Raw genomic sequence first — 15,984 nt, 5'->3', positions numbered from 1 at the left:
ATGGGTTGAGCAGTCTATCGTTTCGGCTCCGCAGCCTCGATCATGGCTTTGGCGACACCTCTCAAGATGTGGATTTCCTCAGGGCTGAGCTGCGCGCGGTTGAAAAGCTGGTTAAGGCGGGGCATCAGCTTCTTGGGCGCGGCGGGGTCCAGAAAACCGATGGTGGTGAGCGCCTGCTCCCAATGGCCGAGCATGCCCGCCAACTGGGCGGCGTCGGCCAGCGCGCGCTGGGGTGTGGCGCCCTGCACCGGGAATCCGCCCAGCGCCATGCGCCATTCGTAGGCGATGACCTGAATGGCGGCGCCGAGGTTGAGCGAGCCAAAGCCGGGATTGGTAGGAATGGACAGCGCCACATGGCAGCGGTAGACGTCCTCGTTGGTCATGCCAAAACGCTCGGAGCCGAACAGGAAGGCCACGCCCGTCTGATTGCCCGTCATGGGGGCTAATTCTTCAGGGTTTCGAGTGTTTTTGGCCTCTAGCGCTTTTCCATCAAGCGCTAGTAGCTCTTTTTTTAATAGCATTTCGAAATGCGCACGCGGCGCTGCCGTGGGCGGCCCGAAGTCGCGCGGGGTCATCGCCGTGGCGCACAGGTGGCTGATACCGTCCAGCGCCTCGTCGAGCGTGGCCACGATGCGGGCGTTCTCCAGCACGTCGAGTGCGCCACTGGCGCGCTGGATGGTCTCCTCGCGCCGCAGCACATTGGCCCAGCGTGGGGCCACCAGCACCAGGTCGTCGAAACCCATGGTTTTCATGGCGCGGGCAGCGGCGCCCACATTGCCAGCGTGGCTGGTGTTGATCAGGACAAAACGGGTCTTCATGGGCAAAGGCAGGACGAGGACAAAGGGCGCGCGGTTAGGCAAAAAAGGACTCTGCGGGTAAAATCCCGCCCTCATTGTCGCCGCCCGCATCGCCGGGCCGGATCGCACCGCTCCTGATTCGCAGGCTGCCCATGCCACTGTTGCATGCAGGCGCCCTGCTCACCACCACAATCTATGTCGTCTAATCTGCACCCCATGCTTAACGTGGCCATCAAGGCCGCACGCGCCGCCGGCGCCATCATCAACCGCGCGGCCCTTGACGTGGAATCGGTGCGGATCTCGCAAAAGCAGATCAACGACTTTGTGACCGAAGTGGACCACGCGTCCGAAAAAATCATCATCGAGACGCTGCTGACGGCCTACCCCGGCCACGGCATCCTGGCCGAAGAGTCAGGCACCGAATACGGCGCCAAGGATTCGGAATTCGTCTGGATCATCGACCCGCTGGACGGCACTACCAACTTCATCCACGGTTTTCCCGTGTACTGCGTGAGCATCGCTTTGGCCGTCAAAGGCAAGGTCGAGCAGGCTGTCATCTATGACCCGTCGCGCAATGACCTGTTCACATCGACCAAGGGCCGCGGCGCGTACCTGAACGAGCGCCGCATCCGCGTGAGCAAGCGCACACAGCTCAAAGACTGCCTGGTGTCCACCGGCTTCCCCTTCCGCCCAGGTGACAACTTCAAGAGCTACCTGAACATGATGAGCGACGTGATGCAACGCACCGCCGGCCTGCGCCGCCCGGGCGCTGCCGCGCTGGACCTGGCCTATGTGGCTGCAGGCTTTACCGATGGCTTTTTTGAAACTGGCCTGTCGATCTGGGACGTGGCGGCAGGCTCGCTGCTGGTGACCGAGGCCGGTGGACTGGTGGGCAATTTCACGGGCGAGGCAGACTTTCTGGAGCAGCGCGAATGCCTGGCGGGCAATCCGCGCATTTACGGCCAGCTGGTGCCCATCCTCTCCAAGTACAGCAAATTTGCAAGTGCTGGCGACAAGGCGGCTGTGCGCCAGGCGGCAGCGGCAGACACACCTGCCACCGTTAGCCAAGACGCCGACAAAGGCGCGGACGCAGCGGAACCAGCCGCCCCACAGGCCGACGCCCATAAGGGCGAAGACGCGCCGTTTTAATCCCTGCCATCGCTCCGCCTGAGATTCACTCAGGCTGGATCGGGGTACTTTTGCGCAATGCTGCGGAAGTCTTCCGCGATGTCTACGAACGCGTCCACCATGTCCGGGTCAAAATGCGTGCCCTTGCCCCGCACAATCGTGCTGCAGGCTTGGTCGTGCGAATAAGCGGGTTTGTAGACGCGCCTGCTGATGAGCGCGTCATACACGTCAGCCACTGCCATAAGCCGCGCTGATACTGGGATGTTGTCTCCCGCCAGCCCCTCGGGGTAGCCCGATCCATCCCATTTCTCCTGGTGGCTGTAGGCGATCTCCTTGGACACACTCAAAAACGCCACGCGCATCCCAAGGCGCCGCTCGGCGTCCTCTATGGCGTTGCGGCCCAGCGTGGTGTGGGTCTTCATGACCTCGAACTCTTCTACCGTGAGCTTGCCGGGTTTCAGCAGGATGCTGTCCGGGATGCCGATCTTGCCGATGTCGTGCAGCGGCGCCGACTTGTAGAGCAATTCGATCATGCGGTCGTTGAGCAGATGCTCAAACCGCGGGTGGTGTCGCAACCGCTCGGCCAGCGTCTTCACGTACAGCTGCGTCCGGCGAATATGGTTGCCGGTTTCGTTGTCGCGCGTTTCGGCCAGCGACGTCATCGCCATGATGGTCACGTCCTGGATGGCCTGCACCTCCAGCGTGCGCATGGCCACCTCGCGCTCCAGGTACGAGCTTTTGTCGCGCAAAAAGTCGGCCGTGGCCTTGAGCGCCAGGTGGGTGTTGACCCGCGCCAGCAGGATGGGCGGGCTGATGGGCTTGGTGATGTAGTCCACCGCGCCCAGCGCCAAGCCCATGCGTTCGTCATCTGGGTCGGAGCGTGCGGTGAGAAAGATCACCGGGATGTCGCGCGTACTGGGCGCGGCCTTCAGGCGCCGACAGACTTCGTAGCCATCGACCTCCGGCATCATGATGTCGAGCAGGATCAGGTCGGGCGGCGTGCCCGACTGGGCGATCTTCAGCGCCTTGTCCCCATGGTTGGCCACTTTCACCAGAAAATGCTCCCGCAGCAGGCTGCCCATGAGGGTGAGGTTGTCCGGCGTGTCGTCCACCACCAGCACGGTGGCAATCGGTTTATCAACGAGAGTTGCCTGGTTGGAGGCAAAGGGCGCGTTGTCCATGGGTTGTCCTGCGTGTTGCGCCGTTCAGGGGGAATGAACGGCAGGGTATTCGGGGCCTGGGGTGGCATCCATCGCCTCCAGTGCCTGCTCGAAATCAAAATTCAGGGTGTGCATCTCTACCACTTTGAAGACGCCGCCCAGCACGTCCTTCAGCACAGCGGCATTGTGTTGTAAAAAGTCGGTCGCTGCAGGGTCGTCCTGCGCCAGCAGGTGGCCAAGGCGCTCCAGGGCTCCTGCGGGGTCAGCGACTTGAGCTGCGGCCTCGCTGTTTGCCATCACCGCTTCGGCGTGCGGCGCCCAGGCCTGAAGACCGCCCAGCACGGGCGCCAGCGCAGACCCCAGCTCGACCAGCAGAGCCGCATGGGTATCGGCGGTTTGCTGGGAGCGCAAGGCGCCCTCCAGCGCCTGTGCGCGGTCGGACACGGCCTGCGCCCCAATGTTGGCCGCCACGGATCGCAGCGTGTGCGCCAGGCGTTCGGCCAAGACGACATCGCCCGCGGCAAGCGCCTGCTTAAAGTCGTTGAGGATGTTGGCCTGGCCTGCGGCAAACCGGCGCAACATCTCGCCATACAGCACCGGCTTGCCCAGCGCGCGCTGAAGGCCCAAGGTTGTGTCCAGCCCCTCCACCGAAGGCAGGGCGACAGAGAGCGCGCGAACAGGCGCGGGCGCCACCATCGCGCCGCTTGCGGCACCCACCAGGGGCGGAGCGCCGGTGGGTGGTGCCCCTAAGCCGGGTCGCGGACGTATCCAGCGCCCCAGTGCGGCCCACAATGCAGCCGGTTCAATGGGTTTGGCGACATGGTCGTTCATGCCTGCGGCAAAACAGCGCTGGCGGTCGGCTTCCATCGCGTTGGCGGTCATGGCGATGATGGGCAAGTTTGCATAGCGCGGATAGGCCCGCAGCTGGCGGGTAGCCGTTTCACCATCCATGATGGGCATCTGCATGTCCATCAGCACCACGTCATAGTGTTTGCGCTCGATGCGGTCGATGGCAATGCGCCCGTTCTCGGCAACATCCACTGCAAACCCGGCATCCTGCAGCAATTCCACCGCCACCATCTGGTTGAGCTCGTTGTCCTCCACCAGCAGCACATAGGCGCCCCGTATTTCGAGGGGCAGTTCGTCGGCCGCCGGGGCTGGAGCCACCACGCGGCGACCGGTGTGGGTGGAATGCTCCAGCGGCTGCATCAACGTGTCAAACAGCACGGAGGCGTTAACGGGTTTGATGAGTACGGTCTCGATGCCCTGCGCGCGCGCAGCCCGCATTACGTCTTCGCGCCCGTAGGCGGTGACCATGAGCATTTGTGGCACCTGGGCCATGCCCAGGCTGCGGATGTGGCCCGCCAGCTCAATGCCGTCCATGCCGGGCATGTGCCAGTCCAGCAGCAGCAAGCCAAAAAGCCGTCTTTGAGCCATGGACTCGCGCAGGCGGTCAAGCGCCTCCAGCCCCGAATAGGCCTGCTCTACCTCGAAGCCCATGGCGTGCAACATGTCCGACAGCACGGTGGCTGCAGTGTGGTTGTCGTCCACCACCAGCACGCGGCTCCCGCGCAGATCGGGCGGTGGCAGCAGCACCCGCGCGGGGGCGCCTCGTTCCAGGGGCAAAGACACCCAGAAGGTGGACCCTTTGCCAAACGTGCTCTCCACACCCACTTGGCCGCCCATGAGTTCGGCCAGGCTTTTGCAGATTGCCAGGCCCAGGCCCGTGCCGCCGTAGCGGCGCGTGGTGGAGGTGTCGGCCTGCTGAAAGCTCTGGAACAGCCTGCCCATCTGCTCCGCAGTCAGGCCAATGCCGGTGTCACGCACTTCAAAACGCAGCATTACGCGACTGCCCCCGTCCTCCAGCATCCGCACGGCAATGCTGATCTCACCCGTCTCGGTGAACTTGATGGCGTTGTTGGCAAAGTTGATGAGGATCTGCCCCAGCCGCAGGGAGTCCCCCACCAGATTGGGCGGGACATCGGCCGCCACGTCGCAGACCAGCTCCAACCCCTTGGCGCCTGCCTTGTAGCCGACCACGTCCGAGACGCTCTCCAGCATGCGGTCGATCATGAACGGGTGCTTTTCTACCGCGAGCTTGCCCGCCTCGATCTTGGAAAAATCAAGGATGTCGTTGATCACGCCCAGCAGATGCTGGCCCGCCTGCTGGATCTTGCTAACGTAGTCGTGCTGGCGCGGGGACAGGCCCGACTTGAGTGCCAGGTGGGACATGCCGATGATCGCGTTCATGGGCGTGCGGATCTCGTGGCTCATGTTCGCCAGGAAGTTGGATTTGAGCGCGGTGGATTCCTCCGCCAACTCCTTGGCGCGGCGCAGGTCCTGCTCGGCACGCTGGCGATCGGTGATATCCACAAACGTGCCGATGGCACCGCCTGGTGATCCATCGGGCCGCGAAAACCCATGCAGCCAAAACAGGGTGTGGTGAATCATGCCGTCGGCATACGGCATATCCACCTCCTTGTGCACCGATTGCACACCGTGCAGCGCCTCGTGCGAGTCTGCCTCAAACCGGCTGCGGTCACTCTCTGGCAGAAAGTCAAGGTCCATCACGGTCTTGCCGATCAACTTTTCTCGCTGCACGCCAAAGGCCTGTTCGTACGCGCGGTTAAAGCCGATGTACCGCCCATCTGCCCCTTTGTAAAACAGCGGCACCGGAATGGCATCGATCAGCGCCTGCTGAAAATCCAGCTGCTCGGCAACGCGGGCCTCCAGCAGCTTCTGGTCATGGATGTCCACGTTGACGCCCACCACACGCACGGGGTTGCCCGCTTCGTCGCGGAAGATGCGTGCGGCCGACAGGAACCACCGCACCTCGCCATCAGGCCGCACGATGCGCCACGAATCGCGCAGATCCGTCGCCCCGCTGCCAAGCGTTTGAGCGAAATGCGCGGTCGCACGATCCCGGTCATCGGGGTGCAGGCGATCCATCCAGTCGCGCTTGGTACGCACTTGCTCTTTGGGGGGCAAGCCCAGCATGGCGACCAGTTTTTCGCTCCACAGCACTTCATCGGCCACCAGGTCAATGTCGAACACGCCGATCTTGCCAGCCTCCTGCGCCAGCTCCAGGCGGTCTTTCGCTTGCTGCATGGCGACTTCGGCCCGGCGCTGCTCGCTCACATCTTCGATGACCCAGATGGAAGCGGTACTAAAACCTTCAATCTTCAGGCTGCGGCCTGCCAGCCGCGCTTCAAAGCTGCTGCCGTCCAGGCGGTTCAGCGTCGCGGTTTCCCGCAAAGGCTGACCCGCCGCCAAGCCCGGCGCCACGCGGGCAGCAAACAGGTCGGAGTTGCCCGTGCCGCCAAACAATGCCGATACACCCAGGCCCAGCAGCTGTGATGCGGTGCCGCCCATCAGCTCGACAAACGCCGGGTTGAACTGGCGGAACTGCCCCTCGCAGATCAGCACGATAGGCGGCGCGTTGTCAAAAATCGCTGTCTGCTGCTCCAGCAGCTCATTGAGCAGCCGTTCGCGGCGCTCCAGTTCCTTTTGGGCCTGGATGCGTTCAGACACGTCCTCATGCAGTCCCACAATGGCGATCCGATTGCCGCGGGCGTCGAACACCGGCGACAGCGTGGCTTCGTCGTGATAAATACTGCCGTCCTTGCGGCGGTTCACAAAATGCCCTTGCCAGGACTGACCCGACAACAAGGTAGACCACATCACCTGGTAGGTCTGCGCCGGGGTCTGGCCGCTGGCCACCAGCGACGGCTTTTTGCCCCGCACCTCATCCAGCGCATACCCCGTGTTCCGCTCGTACTGCGGGTTCACCCAGTCGATGCGGCCGTCGCCATCGGTGATCACCACCGACACCGGGCTGCTCTCCAGCGCTGCGCCCAGCACGCGAAAACGCTCCATAGCGGCTGCAACGCGCGCGCGACTGCGCAGCAGATCCAGCATCAGCAGCCCCATCAGGCTGAGCAGCACAAACGCCCCCCCGCCCACCTGCAGGCGCTGGGTGGGCGTCATCAGCGCGCTGATGTCGTCGAGCACCACCAGTTGCCACTGGCCACCGGGGTCGTTCCAGTCGATGCCGTGGCGCTCTACGGCATAGTCCACGCCGTTGAGCATGACCTGGTCTGCATCCGGCGCAAACGGCAACGCGGAGGCCACGCCGTTCTCAAAATGGTTGCCGAACTGCCGCGACGCGCGGATGGCGTCGATGCGCGCCTGTGTGAGCGGCGGTGCCACGGCAAACAACCACTCAGGGCGCGTGGAAGCAAACGTGACCCCTTGGGGGGACAACAACACCGTGGTCAAGCCCGAACGCTTGAGCAGTCCGTCAAAAGGCTCCACACCGACCCGGAACATCACCACGCCGATGATGTTGCTGGATGGGGAATCGCTTTCGTACAAGGGCGCCGCGTAATACAGGCCACGCTCATGGGTATTGCTGCCGATGGCCGCATACACGCTGTTGGCGCCATTAATGGCCTGCTGAAAATACGGACGGAACGCGAGGTTGATGCCGGTGGAGCGGTCGCCCGCCGTCTCATGTGCCACCACCGTGCCATCGGCAGACATCACATACACGCCATTGACCAGGAACCGCCCCCGCGCCACGGCCAGACGAGACAGTGCTTCAGCATCGTCTGGCGCAAGATGGCCTTTGGCCATGTCCTTGAGCAGGGGCTCGCTCAGGCCCAGCAGCGACACAGCTCCGAGCATGCCACCGCCCGTGGTCTGGCTGACCAGCGCATCGGCGGTCTGCTGCAGCAGGCGCGAACGCTCCACCGCCCTGTCTGATGCGCGCCACTGCACGGCGCCCTGCACTACCAGCAGCGCCCCCAGCAACGCAAACGCAGCCACCAGCAGCAGCGCGCGCGCGCCCGGCGTCTTGCGGTCGAGCACCTTGTCTTCAAACATGCCCTCCCCTTCCTTCGCGCGCTTCATGGCGCACCTTCGGCAGATGCCGAGCGGTGTTTCAGGTTGACCTTGTCACCCTGCAGGATGCAGATAGGCATCGATGTCCTCCACCGGCCCAGGCCGCCCAAACAGATACCCCTGGAACGCCTCACACCCATGCAGCCTCAGGAACGACAGCTGCCCCGTCGTCTCCACCCCCTCGGCCACCACCTCCAGGTCCAGACTCTTGGCCAGTGCCAGTATGGTGCGCACGATCGCCGCGTCGTTGGGGTCTGTCAGCACGTCCCGCACAAAGCTCTGGTCGATCTTGACCTGGTCCAGCGGCAGGCGTTTGAGGTAGGACAGGCTGGAGTAGCCAGTGCCAAAGTCATCCAGCGCAAAGCCCACACCTTCGCTTTTGAGCTGCACCATGCGGGCGATGGTGTCTTCGATGTCCCCCAGCAGCAGGCTTTCGGTGAGTTCGAGCTTGAGTTTTCTGGGGTCGGCGCTGTGGTCTTGCAGGGTTTGCAGCACTTCGGCGACGAAGCCCGGTTGTCTGAATTGCCGGGCGCTGACGTTGACGGCTATAGACAGGTGGGCGGTGGTTGGGTGTTGGCTCCAGCGCTGCAGTTGTTCGCAGGCGGTCTTGAGCACGTATTGGCCCAGCGGGAGGATGAGGCCGGTCTGTTCTGCCAGGGGGATGAAGTCGCCGGGGCTGATCATGCCGCGCTGGGGGTGGCGCCAGCGCACCAGGGCTTCGGCGCCCATGAGGGTGGCGTGGTGGTCGACCACGGGCTGGTAGTGCACGAGCAGTTCACCCCGGGCCAAACCCTGGCGCAGGTCGGCTTCCAGGTTGGAGCGGGCGTTGACTGCGGCCTGCATGTCGGGGTCGAAGAAGCGTTGGGTGTTGCGCCCTGCGGCTTTGGCCTGGTACATGGCCAGGTCGGCGCGTTTGAGGAGTTCGTCGACCGTGAGGCGGGTGTCTCCAAACAGGGTGATGCCGATGCTGGGTGTGCTGTAGTGCTGGCCGCCGTCCAGCTCAAAGGGCTGGTTCAGGCTGGCCAGGAGTTTTTCTGCGACGGTTTCTGCCTGGGTGGCGGCCTCTGTGAGGTCGGGGCTCAGGTTGTCGAGCATGACGACGAATTCGTCACCGCCAAAGCGGGCCACGGTGTCGGCTTCGCGCACGCTGCCTACCAGGCGGGTGGCGACCTGGGCCAGGAGCTGGTCGCCCATGTCGTGGCCCAGGGTGTCGTTCAAGTCTTTGAAGTTATCGAGGTCGATGAACAGCAAGGCGCCCTGGTTCTTGCTGCGCTGGCAGGCGGCGATGGAGCGTTGCAGGCGGTCGAGCAGCAGGCGGCGGTTGGGCAGGCCGGTGAGGGCATCAAAGAACGCCAGTCGCTCGATCTCTTGTTCTGCGCGTTTGCGGTCCGTGATGTCCATGGTGAAGCCATGCGACACCACCGAGCCATCGGGCTCACGGTGCGGAATGGCATTGGTCATGTGCCAGCGGATGCTGCCGTCGTCCATGCGCACGCGGTATTCGCACTGCCATGGCACCAGCTTGCGCACCGACGTGATCGCCGAGCGCTGCACCAGCGGAAGGTCCTCAGGCAACACGCGGTGGATAAGCACACCGTGGTCGGCGGTCACCTCGTGCGGCTCTACCCCCATAAACTCCCGCACCGCATCGCTGATGTACTGCACGCTGGTGCTGCCATCCAGGTGCAGCCGGTATTCATAAATGAAACCGGGGATGCGGCTGGCAATGCGCTGGATGAACAGCAGCTGTTCGCGCAGTTGCTCTGCAGCGCGGTGCTCGTCGGTGACATCCTGCACCACACCCATCACCACTTGCACCCCGTCGCGTGGCAAGGTGTGCCGCACGCGCGACCGCATCCAGCGCACATCGCCATCGGGGCGGCGCCAGCGGTATTCCACATCCAAGCCCTCGCCGCGTTCGCGCGCCTGATTGAAAACATGCAGATCCTCAGGGAGGATGCCGCTGACCGCGCGCTCAGGGTCCACCCATTCCTGCTGCTCAAACCCGGCGATGTCACACAGCCCCGGAGACCACAGCAGCACGGTTTCGCCCGGGTCCTCGATGCGGCGCCAGTGGCCTGTGCGCGCCAGGCTTTCCATGGTGTTGAATACTTCGGTCTGCTCGCGCAACTCGCGGCGCACCTCTTCCAGCGCACGTTCGGTGGCCGCCAGCGCCACACGCAGGGTTTCGGCTTCGGTCGCGTCGCGCACGGTGATCACAATGCAGTCGTTGGTGACACGGCGGGCCGACAGGTCCCATGCCAGCAACAAGCGCCCCGGCTCCCGCACCACCTGGCGGCATTCAAGCGGCGCGCCCACGCGGACCACCCCATGCAACTGGTCCAGCAACTGCGTGTTGGCCAACAGGTCAAACACCTCGCTCGCATCCACGCCGGGATTGCGCACAGCGCCCAGGCCGGGCATGCGCCGCGCCGCCGCGTTGGCTGCTAGCAACTTCAAGCGCCCACCTACCAGCCGGAACTCCATCAACGCCACCGGAACGGCATCGACCAACGCCTGCAGACGCGCCTGGGCCATGGGCTCTAAGAGGAGTGCCTCGCCCGTGGGGGCAAGAAGGTCAGTCAACAGTTCGGACGAAATCACGGTCGCTCTGAAGCCTTCAAATCCTGCGGTTGGAAAAAAACCCCTCACCAAGGGGGCGGCAACGTTTGAAACGAATCTGCCAGCATACATGCAAGAGTATGTCAAAACGTAACAGAAAGCCAAAACCTGCGGCAATCCCTTGAGGGGAAACCCCATGCGCTAAAGTCCACGCCTTCTTTCCCAGCGTCCCAGCGCCTCCTGCATGTCAGACACGCTCGAACACCACACCCCCATGATGCAGCAGTACCTGGCCCTCAAGGCCGGGTATCCCGAGACGCTCCTGTTCTACCGGATGGGCGACTTCTACGAGGTCTTCTGGCAAGACGCCGAAAAAGCCGCGCGCCTGCTCGACATCACGCTCACGCAGCGCGGCCAGTCAGGCGGCCAGCCGGTGGTGATGGCGGGCGTGCCCTTCCACGCGCTGGAGAACTACCTGGCGCGCCTCATCAAGATGGGCGAGTCGGTGGCCATTGCCGAGCAGGTGGGCGAAGTCGGCGCGACCAAGGGCCCGGTGGAGCGCAAGGTGGTGCGTGTGGTCACGCCCGGCACGCTGACCGACACCGAACTGCTGTCCGACAAATCCGAATCGATGCTGATGGCCGTGCACCAGGCGCCGCGTGCGCGCTGCGGCCTGGCGTGGCTGAGCGTGACGCAGGGCCGCGTCTTCCTGGCCGAATGTGCGCAGGACGAACTGGGCGCCTGGCTGGCGCGCGTGGCGCCCAGCGAGCTGATCTACAGCGCAGGCGTGACCGAACGCTTTGAGCAACAACTGCAGGTGCTGCGCCAAAGCGGCGCCTTCACCTGCCCCATGAGCCCCCGGCCCGACTGGCAGTTTGACAGCGCCCTGGGCGAACGCAAGCTGCTCGAAAACCTGGGCGCCGCCAGCCTGCAGGCCTGGGGTGCGCAAGACCTGGGCGAATCGCACGCCGCCGCCGCCGGGCTGCTGACCTATGCCGAGCACACACAGGGCCGCACGCTCACCCACGTGCACAGCGTGCAGGTGCAGCGCAACGACGACCTCATCGACCTGCCCGCCACCACGCGGCGCAACTTGGAACTCATCAAAACCCTGCGCGGCGACGACGCGCCCACGCTCTTTTCGCTGCTCGACACCTGCATGACAGGCATGGGCAGCCGCCTGCTCAAGACCTGGCTGCTGGAGCCACGCCGCGACCGCGCCGATGCGCGCCAGCGCCTGTCGGCCACCACCGCGCTGCGCGGCGCGGGCGGTGCCGGTGGCGGCAGCGGCCCCTGGGCACTGCTGCGCGGCGAACTCAAAGGCGTGAGCGATGTGGAGCGCATCACCGCCCGCATCGCGCTGCGCCAGGTACGCCCGCGCGAACTGGTGGGGCTGGGCAAAACGCTACAAAAAGCAGAGCTACTAGCGCTTAATGGACAAGCGCTAGAGCCCTATTTGATTCAAATTTTCGGTCACCTGCAGCCGCCCGAGGGCTGCACCGACCTGCTGCAGGCTGCCATCGCCGAAGAGCCCGCCGCCCTGGTCCGCGACGGCGGGGCGATCGCCAACGGCTTTGATACCGAACTGGATGAACTGCGCGCCATCCAGACCAACTGCGATGCCTTTTTGCTGGACCTGGAAACCCGCGAGAAAGCCCGCACCGGCATCCCCAACCTGCGGGTGCAGTTCAACAAGGTGCACGGCTTTTACATTGAAGTGACCGGCAGCCACCTCGACCGCGTGCCCGACGACTACCGCCGCCGCCAGACACTGAAAAATGCCGAGCGTTTCATCACGCCCGAGCTGAAAACCTTTGAGGACAAGGCACTGTCGGCCAACGAGCGTGCCCTGGCCCGCGAGAAGTGGCTGTACGAACAGATCCTCGACCAGCTCCAGCCCCACGTGCCCGCCCTCACCCGCCTGGCCCAGGCGCTGGCCACGCTGGATGTGCTGTGCACACTGGCCGAACGCTCGCTCACGCTGAACTGGTGCGCGCCGCAGTTTGTGCCCGAGCCCTGCATCGAGATTGAAGGCGGCCGCCACCCGGTGGTCGAAGCCCGCCTGGCCGAAACGTCCAGCGGCAGCTTCATCGCCAACCACACGCGGTTGAACGCCAACACGCGCATGCAGGTCATCACCGGCCCCAACATGGGGGGTAAATCGACCTACATGCGGCAGGTGGCGCTGATCGTGCTGCTCGCCAGCATGGGCAGCCATGTGCCCGCCGCCAGCTGCCGCCTCGGCCCCATCGACGCCATCCACACCCGCATCGGCGCCGCGGACGACCTGGCCAACGCGCAATCGACCTTCATGCTGGAGATGACCGAGGCCGCGCAGATCCTGCACGCCGCCACGCCGCACAGCCTGGTGCTGATGGACGAGATCGGCCGGGGCACCAGCACGTTTGACGGCCTGGCGCTGGCCAGCGGCATTGCCACGCACCTGCACGACAAGACGCGCGCCTTCACGCTGTTTGCCACGCACTATTTCGAGCTGACCGAGCTGCCCGCCAAGGCGCGCCACGCCATCAACATGCATGTGAGCGCCACCGAGTCAGGCACGGACATCATCTTTTTGCACGAAATCCAGCCCGGCCCGGCCAGCCGCAGCTACGGTATTCAGGTAGCCAAGCTGGCCGGCATGCCATCGCCCGTGCTGCACCATGCGCGCCACGCCCTGGCGGCGCTGGAAGAACGCGCAGGTGAAAATGATTTACAGGTGGATTTGTTCGCCGCACCGGAGGTGGCCGAGAGCGCGGGCGCCAGTCCGCTGGAAGCTGCGCTGGCAGGCATCAACCCCGATGCACTGAGCCCGCGCGAGGCGCTGGATGCGCTGTACCAGCTCAAGAAGATGGTGGCTTGACCAAAGTCTCGCTCTATCAAAAGCACTGAAACCACGCCGCCAGCGCCTTGCCATCGAAACCCTTGCAACTGACCCTGTAGTCAAGGCCACCTCCCGCGCGCAGGTAGCAGAGGAATCGGCCGGCCTCAGAGGCTGAGAGCTTTTTAGCCGAGCCCGCGGCCTTGCCCACCACGACGTACTCTCCCTCCAGCCCCACGGGCACCTCGGGTCAACCGCCTGTCGCTGGCAATAGGGCTGTGCGTGCAGCGAGACTGCGGATTCGAGCCGAACGGACTGTTCGGGCGCTGGGACGGGATCAGGCTGTTTGCCGCTGTCGGCCGAGTCGCCGCCCCGCCGCATGCCGCCAGCGCTGCGACCAAAGCCAGCGCCCCAGCGCGGCGGATGATAGGCTGCGCGGCTCGCATCGCGCGCCTGCCGCGCAGTAGCCCTCGGGCAGCGCCGTATCGGTAACGCTGGCGGAGAAACCAACCCAAAGAGATTCGGGGGCAAAATATCAAGCCAAATTGGCCTCTAGCGCTTATCCATCAAGCGTCAACAGCTATTAATGTTGATGAACTTTGTTCAGAGAATGGAAGGTCTCTCTGCTCCAGCCGCCAGGGGCATCACCCCGGGCCGGACTAAACTCGCAGGTTCCCCTCACACAACGACCCCACTTTTTCCATGACGTATTGCGTCGCCATCAAACTCAATGCCGGGCTGGTTTTCCTGTCCGACTCCCGCACCAACGCCGGTCTGGACCAGATCAGCTCCTTCCGCAAGATGATGGTCTATGAAAAGGCGGGTGACCGCTTCATGGTGCTGCTTTCTGCGGGCAACCTGTCCATCTCGCAATCGGTGCGCGAGATCCTCCAGAACGAACAGATCAAGGACGGAGAGTCTGGCGAGGCCATCACGATCTGGAACGCCAAAAGCATGTTCGAAGCCGCACGCGTGTTGGGCGCGGCAGTGCGCCATGTGCACGAACGCGACGGCGCCGCACTCAAGCGGTCGGGCGTGGACTTCAATGTGTCCATGGTGTTTGGCGGGCAGATCAAAGGCGAGGGCATGCGCCTGTTCCAGGTGTACTCGGCCGGCAACTTCATCGAGGCCACGTCCGAGACGCCGTACTTCCAGGTCGGCGAGTCCAAATACGGCAAGCCCGTGCTCGACCGCGTGCTCACGCCTGAAACCCCGCTGGACGAAGCCGCCAAGTGCGCGCTGGTCTCCATGGACAGCACGCTCAAATCCAACCTGTCGGTGGGCCTGCCGCTGGACCTGGTGGTGTACGAGGCCGACCGCTTTGCCACCGACAAGATCATCTGCATTGACGAGCACAACCCGTACTTTCGGATGCTGCACGACAGCTGGGGCCAGAAGCTACGCCAGGTGTTCGACAGCATCGAAGACCCCGCCTGGGGCGGTGGAACCACCGAGGTGCCCATCCTGGTGAACCCGGCGCGCAGCAAGCCGCTCAAGAAAATCACCAACCATACGGACCGGCTGATCTGAGGGCGCGGGCAGCGGCCGCAGGGGCCGCCCGCCCACCCTCGGGTCCTGAATGCCGCCTACGCTTTCCATGCTCCCCATCGTTTTTTCGCACGGCAATAGTTTTCCGGCCAGCACGTACCGCCTGCTGTTCAAGCACCTTAAGTCCCGCGGATTTGACGTGAGCGCAGTGGACCGCTACGGGCACGACCCCAAGTACCCGGTGACGAGCAACTGGCCGCACCTGGTGCAGCAGTTGGCGGACTTTGCGACAGAACGGGTGGAGCGCCTGGGCGCGCCGGTGTTTCTGGTGGGGCACTCGCTGGGCGGTTTTTTGAGCGTGATGGCTGCCGCACGCCACCCCGAACTGGTGCGGGGCGTAGTGCTGATTGACTCCCCGCTCATCGGTGGCTGGAAGGCCAACGTCGTCGGTATGGCCAAGCACACTCAAGTGGTGGGGTCGATATCGCCCGGCAAGGTCAGCCGCCAGCGGCGCTTCAGCTGGGCCAGCAATGAAGAAGCGCTGGAACACTTTCGCAAGAAAAAGAGCTTTGCCCGCTGGCACCCCGAGGTGCTGCAGGACTACATCACGCACGGCCTGCAAGACCACGAGGGCAAACGCGTGCTAGGTTTTGACCGTGCGGTGGAAACCGCCATCTACAACACCCTGCCCCACAACCTGGGCCGCCTGCTCAGCAGCCACCCGTTGCAATGCCCTGCAGCGTTCATCGGCGGGCGGGATTCGGACGAGATGAAACAGGTGGGCATGGCCATGACGCTGCGGGTCACCCAGGGCCGGATCATGATGTTGGACGGCAGCCACCTGTTTCCCATGGAGCAGCCGGTGGCGACGGCGGCGGCGATTGAGGCGGCGCTGCTGAATCTGGCGTCGATTCACCCGGTCAAGCGTTGAGGCGCTGAAGCGCTCCAGCGTTGGAGTTTGCTGAGTTTGGGAAGTTGGCGGGTGTTATGTGCGGTATAGCACCAAACTCTTCTCCTCAACGCCCGGAAAAGCACCGCAGAGAAGACTGCCCATCAGCGCAAACAAGGTTCGCCTGCAAAGGAGCAATCCCCTACACTGGCGGAATTGTTACAGCGTGAAACACCT

Annotated in this window: 8 protein-coding genes; 4 read left to right on the top strand and 4 right to left on the bottom strand. The window is 64.0% G+C overall.

Features of this window, described 5'->3' with window-relative positions; genetic code table 11:
- Positions 1–14: 14 nt before the first annotated feature.
- The gene (locus ACK4OE_RS03740; protein ID WP_409883144.1) at positions 15–818 is read right to left on the bottom strand and encodes an RNA methyltransferase; all 804 of its coding nucleotides are present in this window, start codon (positions 816–818) and stop codon (positions 15–17) included.
- Positions 819–992: 174 nt separating this feature from the next.
- On the opposite strand from ACK4OE_RS03740, the gene ACK4OE_RS03735 reads away from it, so the two are divergent.
- Complete coding sequence (locus ACK4OE_RS03735) at positions 993–1,946, top strand: inositol monophosphatase family protein (protein ID WP_409883141.1); 954 nt, start codon at positions 993–995, stop codon at positions 1,944–1,946.
- A 29-nt stretch (positions 1,947–1,975) separates the two neighbouring features.
- On the opposite strand, the gene ACK4OE_RS03730 is transcribed toward ACK4OE_RS03735, so the two are convergent.
- The 3 genes from ACK4OE_RS03730 to ACK4OE_RS03720 are packed head-to-tail and all read right to left on the bottom strand — an operon-like array spanning position 1,976 to position 10,525.
- Entirely contained in the window at positions 1,976–3,106 is a 1,131-nt protein-coding gene (locus tag ACK4OE_RS03730) for a two-component system response regulator (protein WP_409883140.1), read from the bottom strand.
- A 24-nt stretch (positions 3,107–3,130) separates the two neighbouring features.
- The gene (locus ACK4OE_RS03725) at positions 3,131–7,996 is read right to left on the bottom strand and encodes a PAS domain S-box protein (protein ID WP_409883138.1); all 4,866 of its coding nucleotides are present in this window, start codon (positions 7,994–7,996) and stop codon (positions 3,131–3,133) included.
- Between the two features lie 45 nt (positions 7,997–8,041).
- Complete coding sequence (locus ACK4OE_RS03720; RefSeq protein ID WP_409883178.1) at positions 8,042–10,525, bottom strand: putative bifunctional diguanylate cyclase/phosphodiesterase; 2,484 nt, start codon at positions 10,523–10,525, stop codon at positions 8,042–8,044.
- Between the two features lie 268 nt (positions 10,526–10,793).
- Here ACK4OE_RS03720 and mutS point away from each other — a divergent pair, with 268 nt between their 5' ends.
- The 3 genes from mutS to ACK4OE_RS03705 all read left to right on the top strand — a co-directional run bounded on the left by mutS (position 10,794) and on the right by ACK4OE_RS03705 (position 15,789).
- Positions 10,794–13,412, top strand: coding sequence for a DNA mismatch repair protein MutS (gene mutS / locus ACK4OE_RS03715; RefSeq protein WP_409883135.1), 2,619 nt, complete (start codon positions 10,794–10,796; stop codon positions 13,410–13,412).
- Positions 13,413–14,072: 660 nt separating this feature from the next.
- On the top strand, positions 14,073–14,900 hold the full coding sequence (locus ACK4OE_RS03710) for a peptidase (protein ID WP_409883132.1): 828 nt from the start codon (positions 14,073–14,075) through the stop codon (positions 14,898–14,900).
- Positions 14,901–14,967: 67 nt separating this feature from the next.
- Positions 14,968–15,789, top strand: coding sequence for an alpha/beta hydrolase (locus ACK4OE_RS03705; RefSeq protein WP_409883130.1), 822 nt, complete (start codon positions 14,968–14,970; stop codon positions 15,787–15,789).
- Positions 15,790–15,984: the final 195 nt, after the last annotated feature.

Origin of the sequence: Acidovorax sp., from assembly GCF_046314175.1 — a bacterium.
Lineage (GTDB): Bacteria > Pseudomonadota > Gammaproteobacteria > Burkholderiales > Burkholderiaceae_C > Acidovorax.
This window is presented reverse-complemented; position numbering and strand designations above follow the sequence as displayed.

Excerpts from the sequence above, each read along its gene's own strand:
- ACK4OE_RS03720 (WP_409883178.1), bottom strand. The coding sequence starts at position 10,525 with ATGGCCCAGGCGCGTCTGCAGGCGTTGGTCGATGCCGTTCCGGTGGCG.
- ACK4OE_RS03740 (WP_409883144.1), bottom strand. The coding sequence starts at position 818 with ATGAAGACCCGTTTTGTCCTGATCAACACCAGCCACGCTGGCAATGTG.
- ACK4OE_RS03730 (WP_409883140.1), bottom strand. The coding sequence starts at position 3,106 with ATGGACAACGCGCCCTTTGCCTCCAACCAGGCAACTCTCGTTGATAAA.
- ACK4OE_RS03710 (WP_409883132.1), top strand. The coding sequence starts at position 14,073 with ATGACGTATTGCGTCGCCATCAAACTCAATGCCGGGCTGGTTTTCCTG.
- mutS (WP_409883135.1), top strand. The coding sequence starts at position 10,794 with ATGTCAGACACGCTCGAACACCACACCCCCATGATGCAGCAGTACCTG.
- ACK4OE_RS03725 (WP_409883138.1), bottom strand. The coding sequence starts at position 7,996 with ATGAAGCGCGCGAAGGAAGGGGAGGGCATGTTTGAAGACAAGGTGCTC.
- ACK4OE_RS03735 (WP_409883141.1), top strand. The coding sequence starts at position 993 with ATGTCGTCTAATCTGCACCCCATGCTTAACGTGGCCATCAAGGCCGCA.
- ACK4OE_RS03705 (WP_409883130.1), top strand. The coding sequence starts at position 14,968 with ATGCTCCCCATCGTTTTTTCGCACGGCAATAGTTTTCCGGCCAGCACG.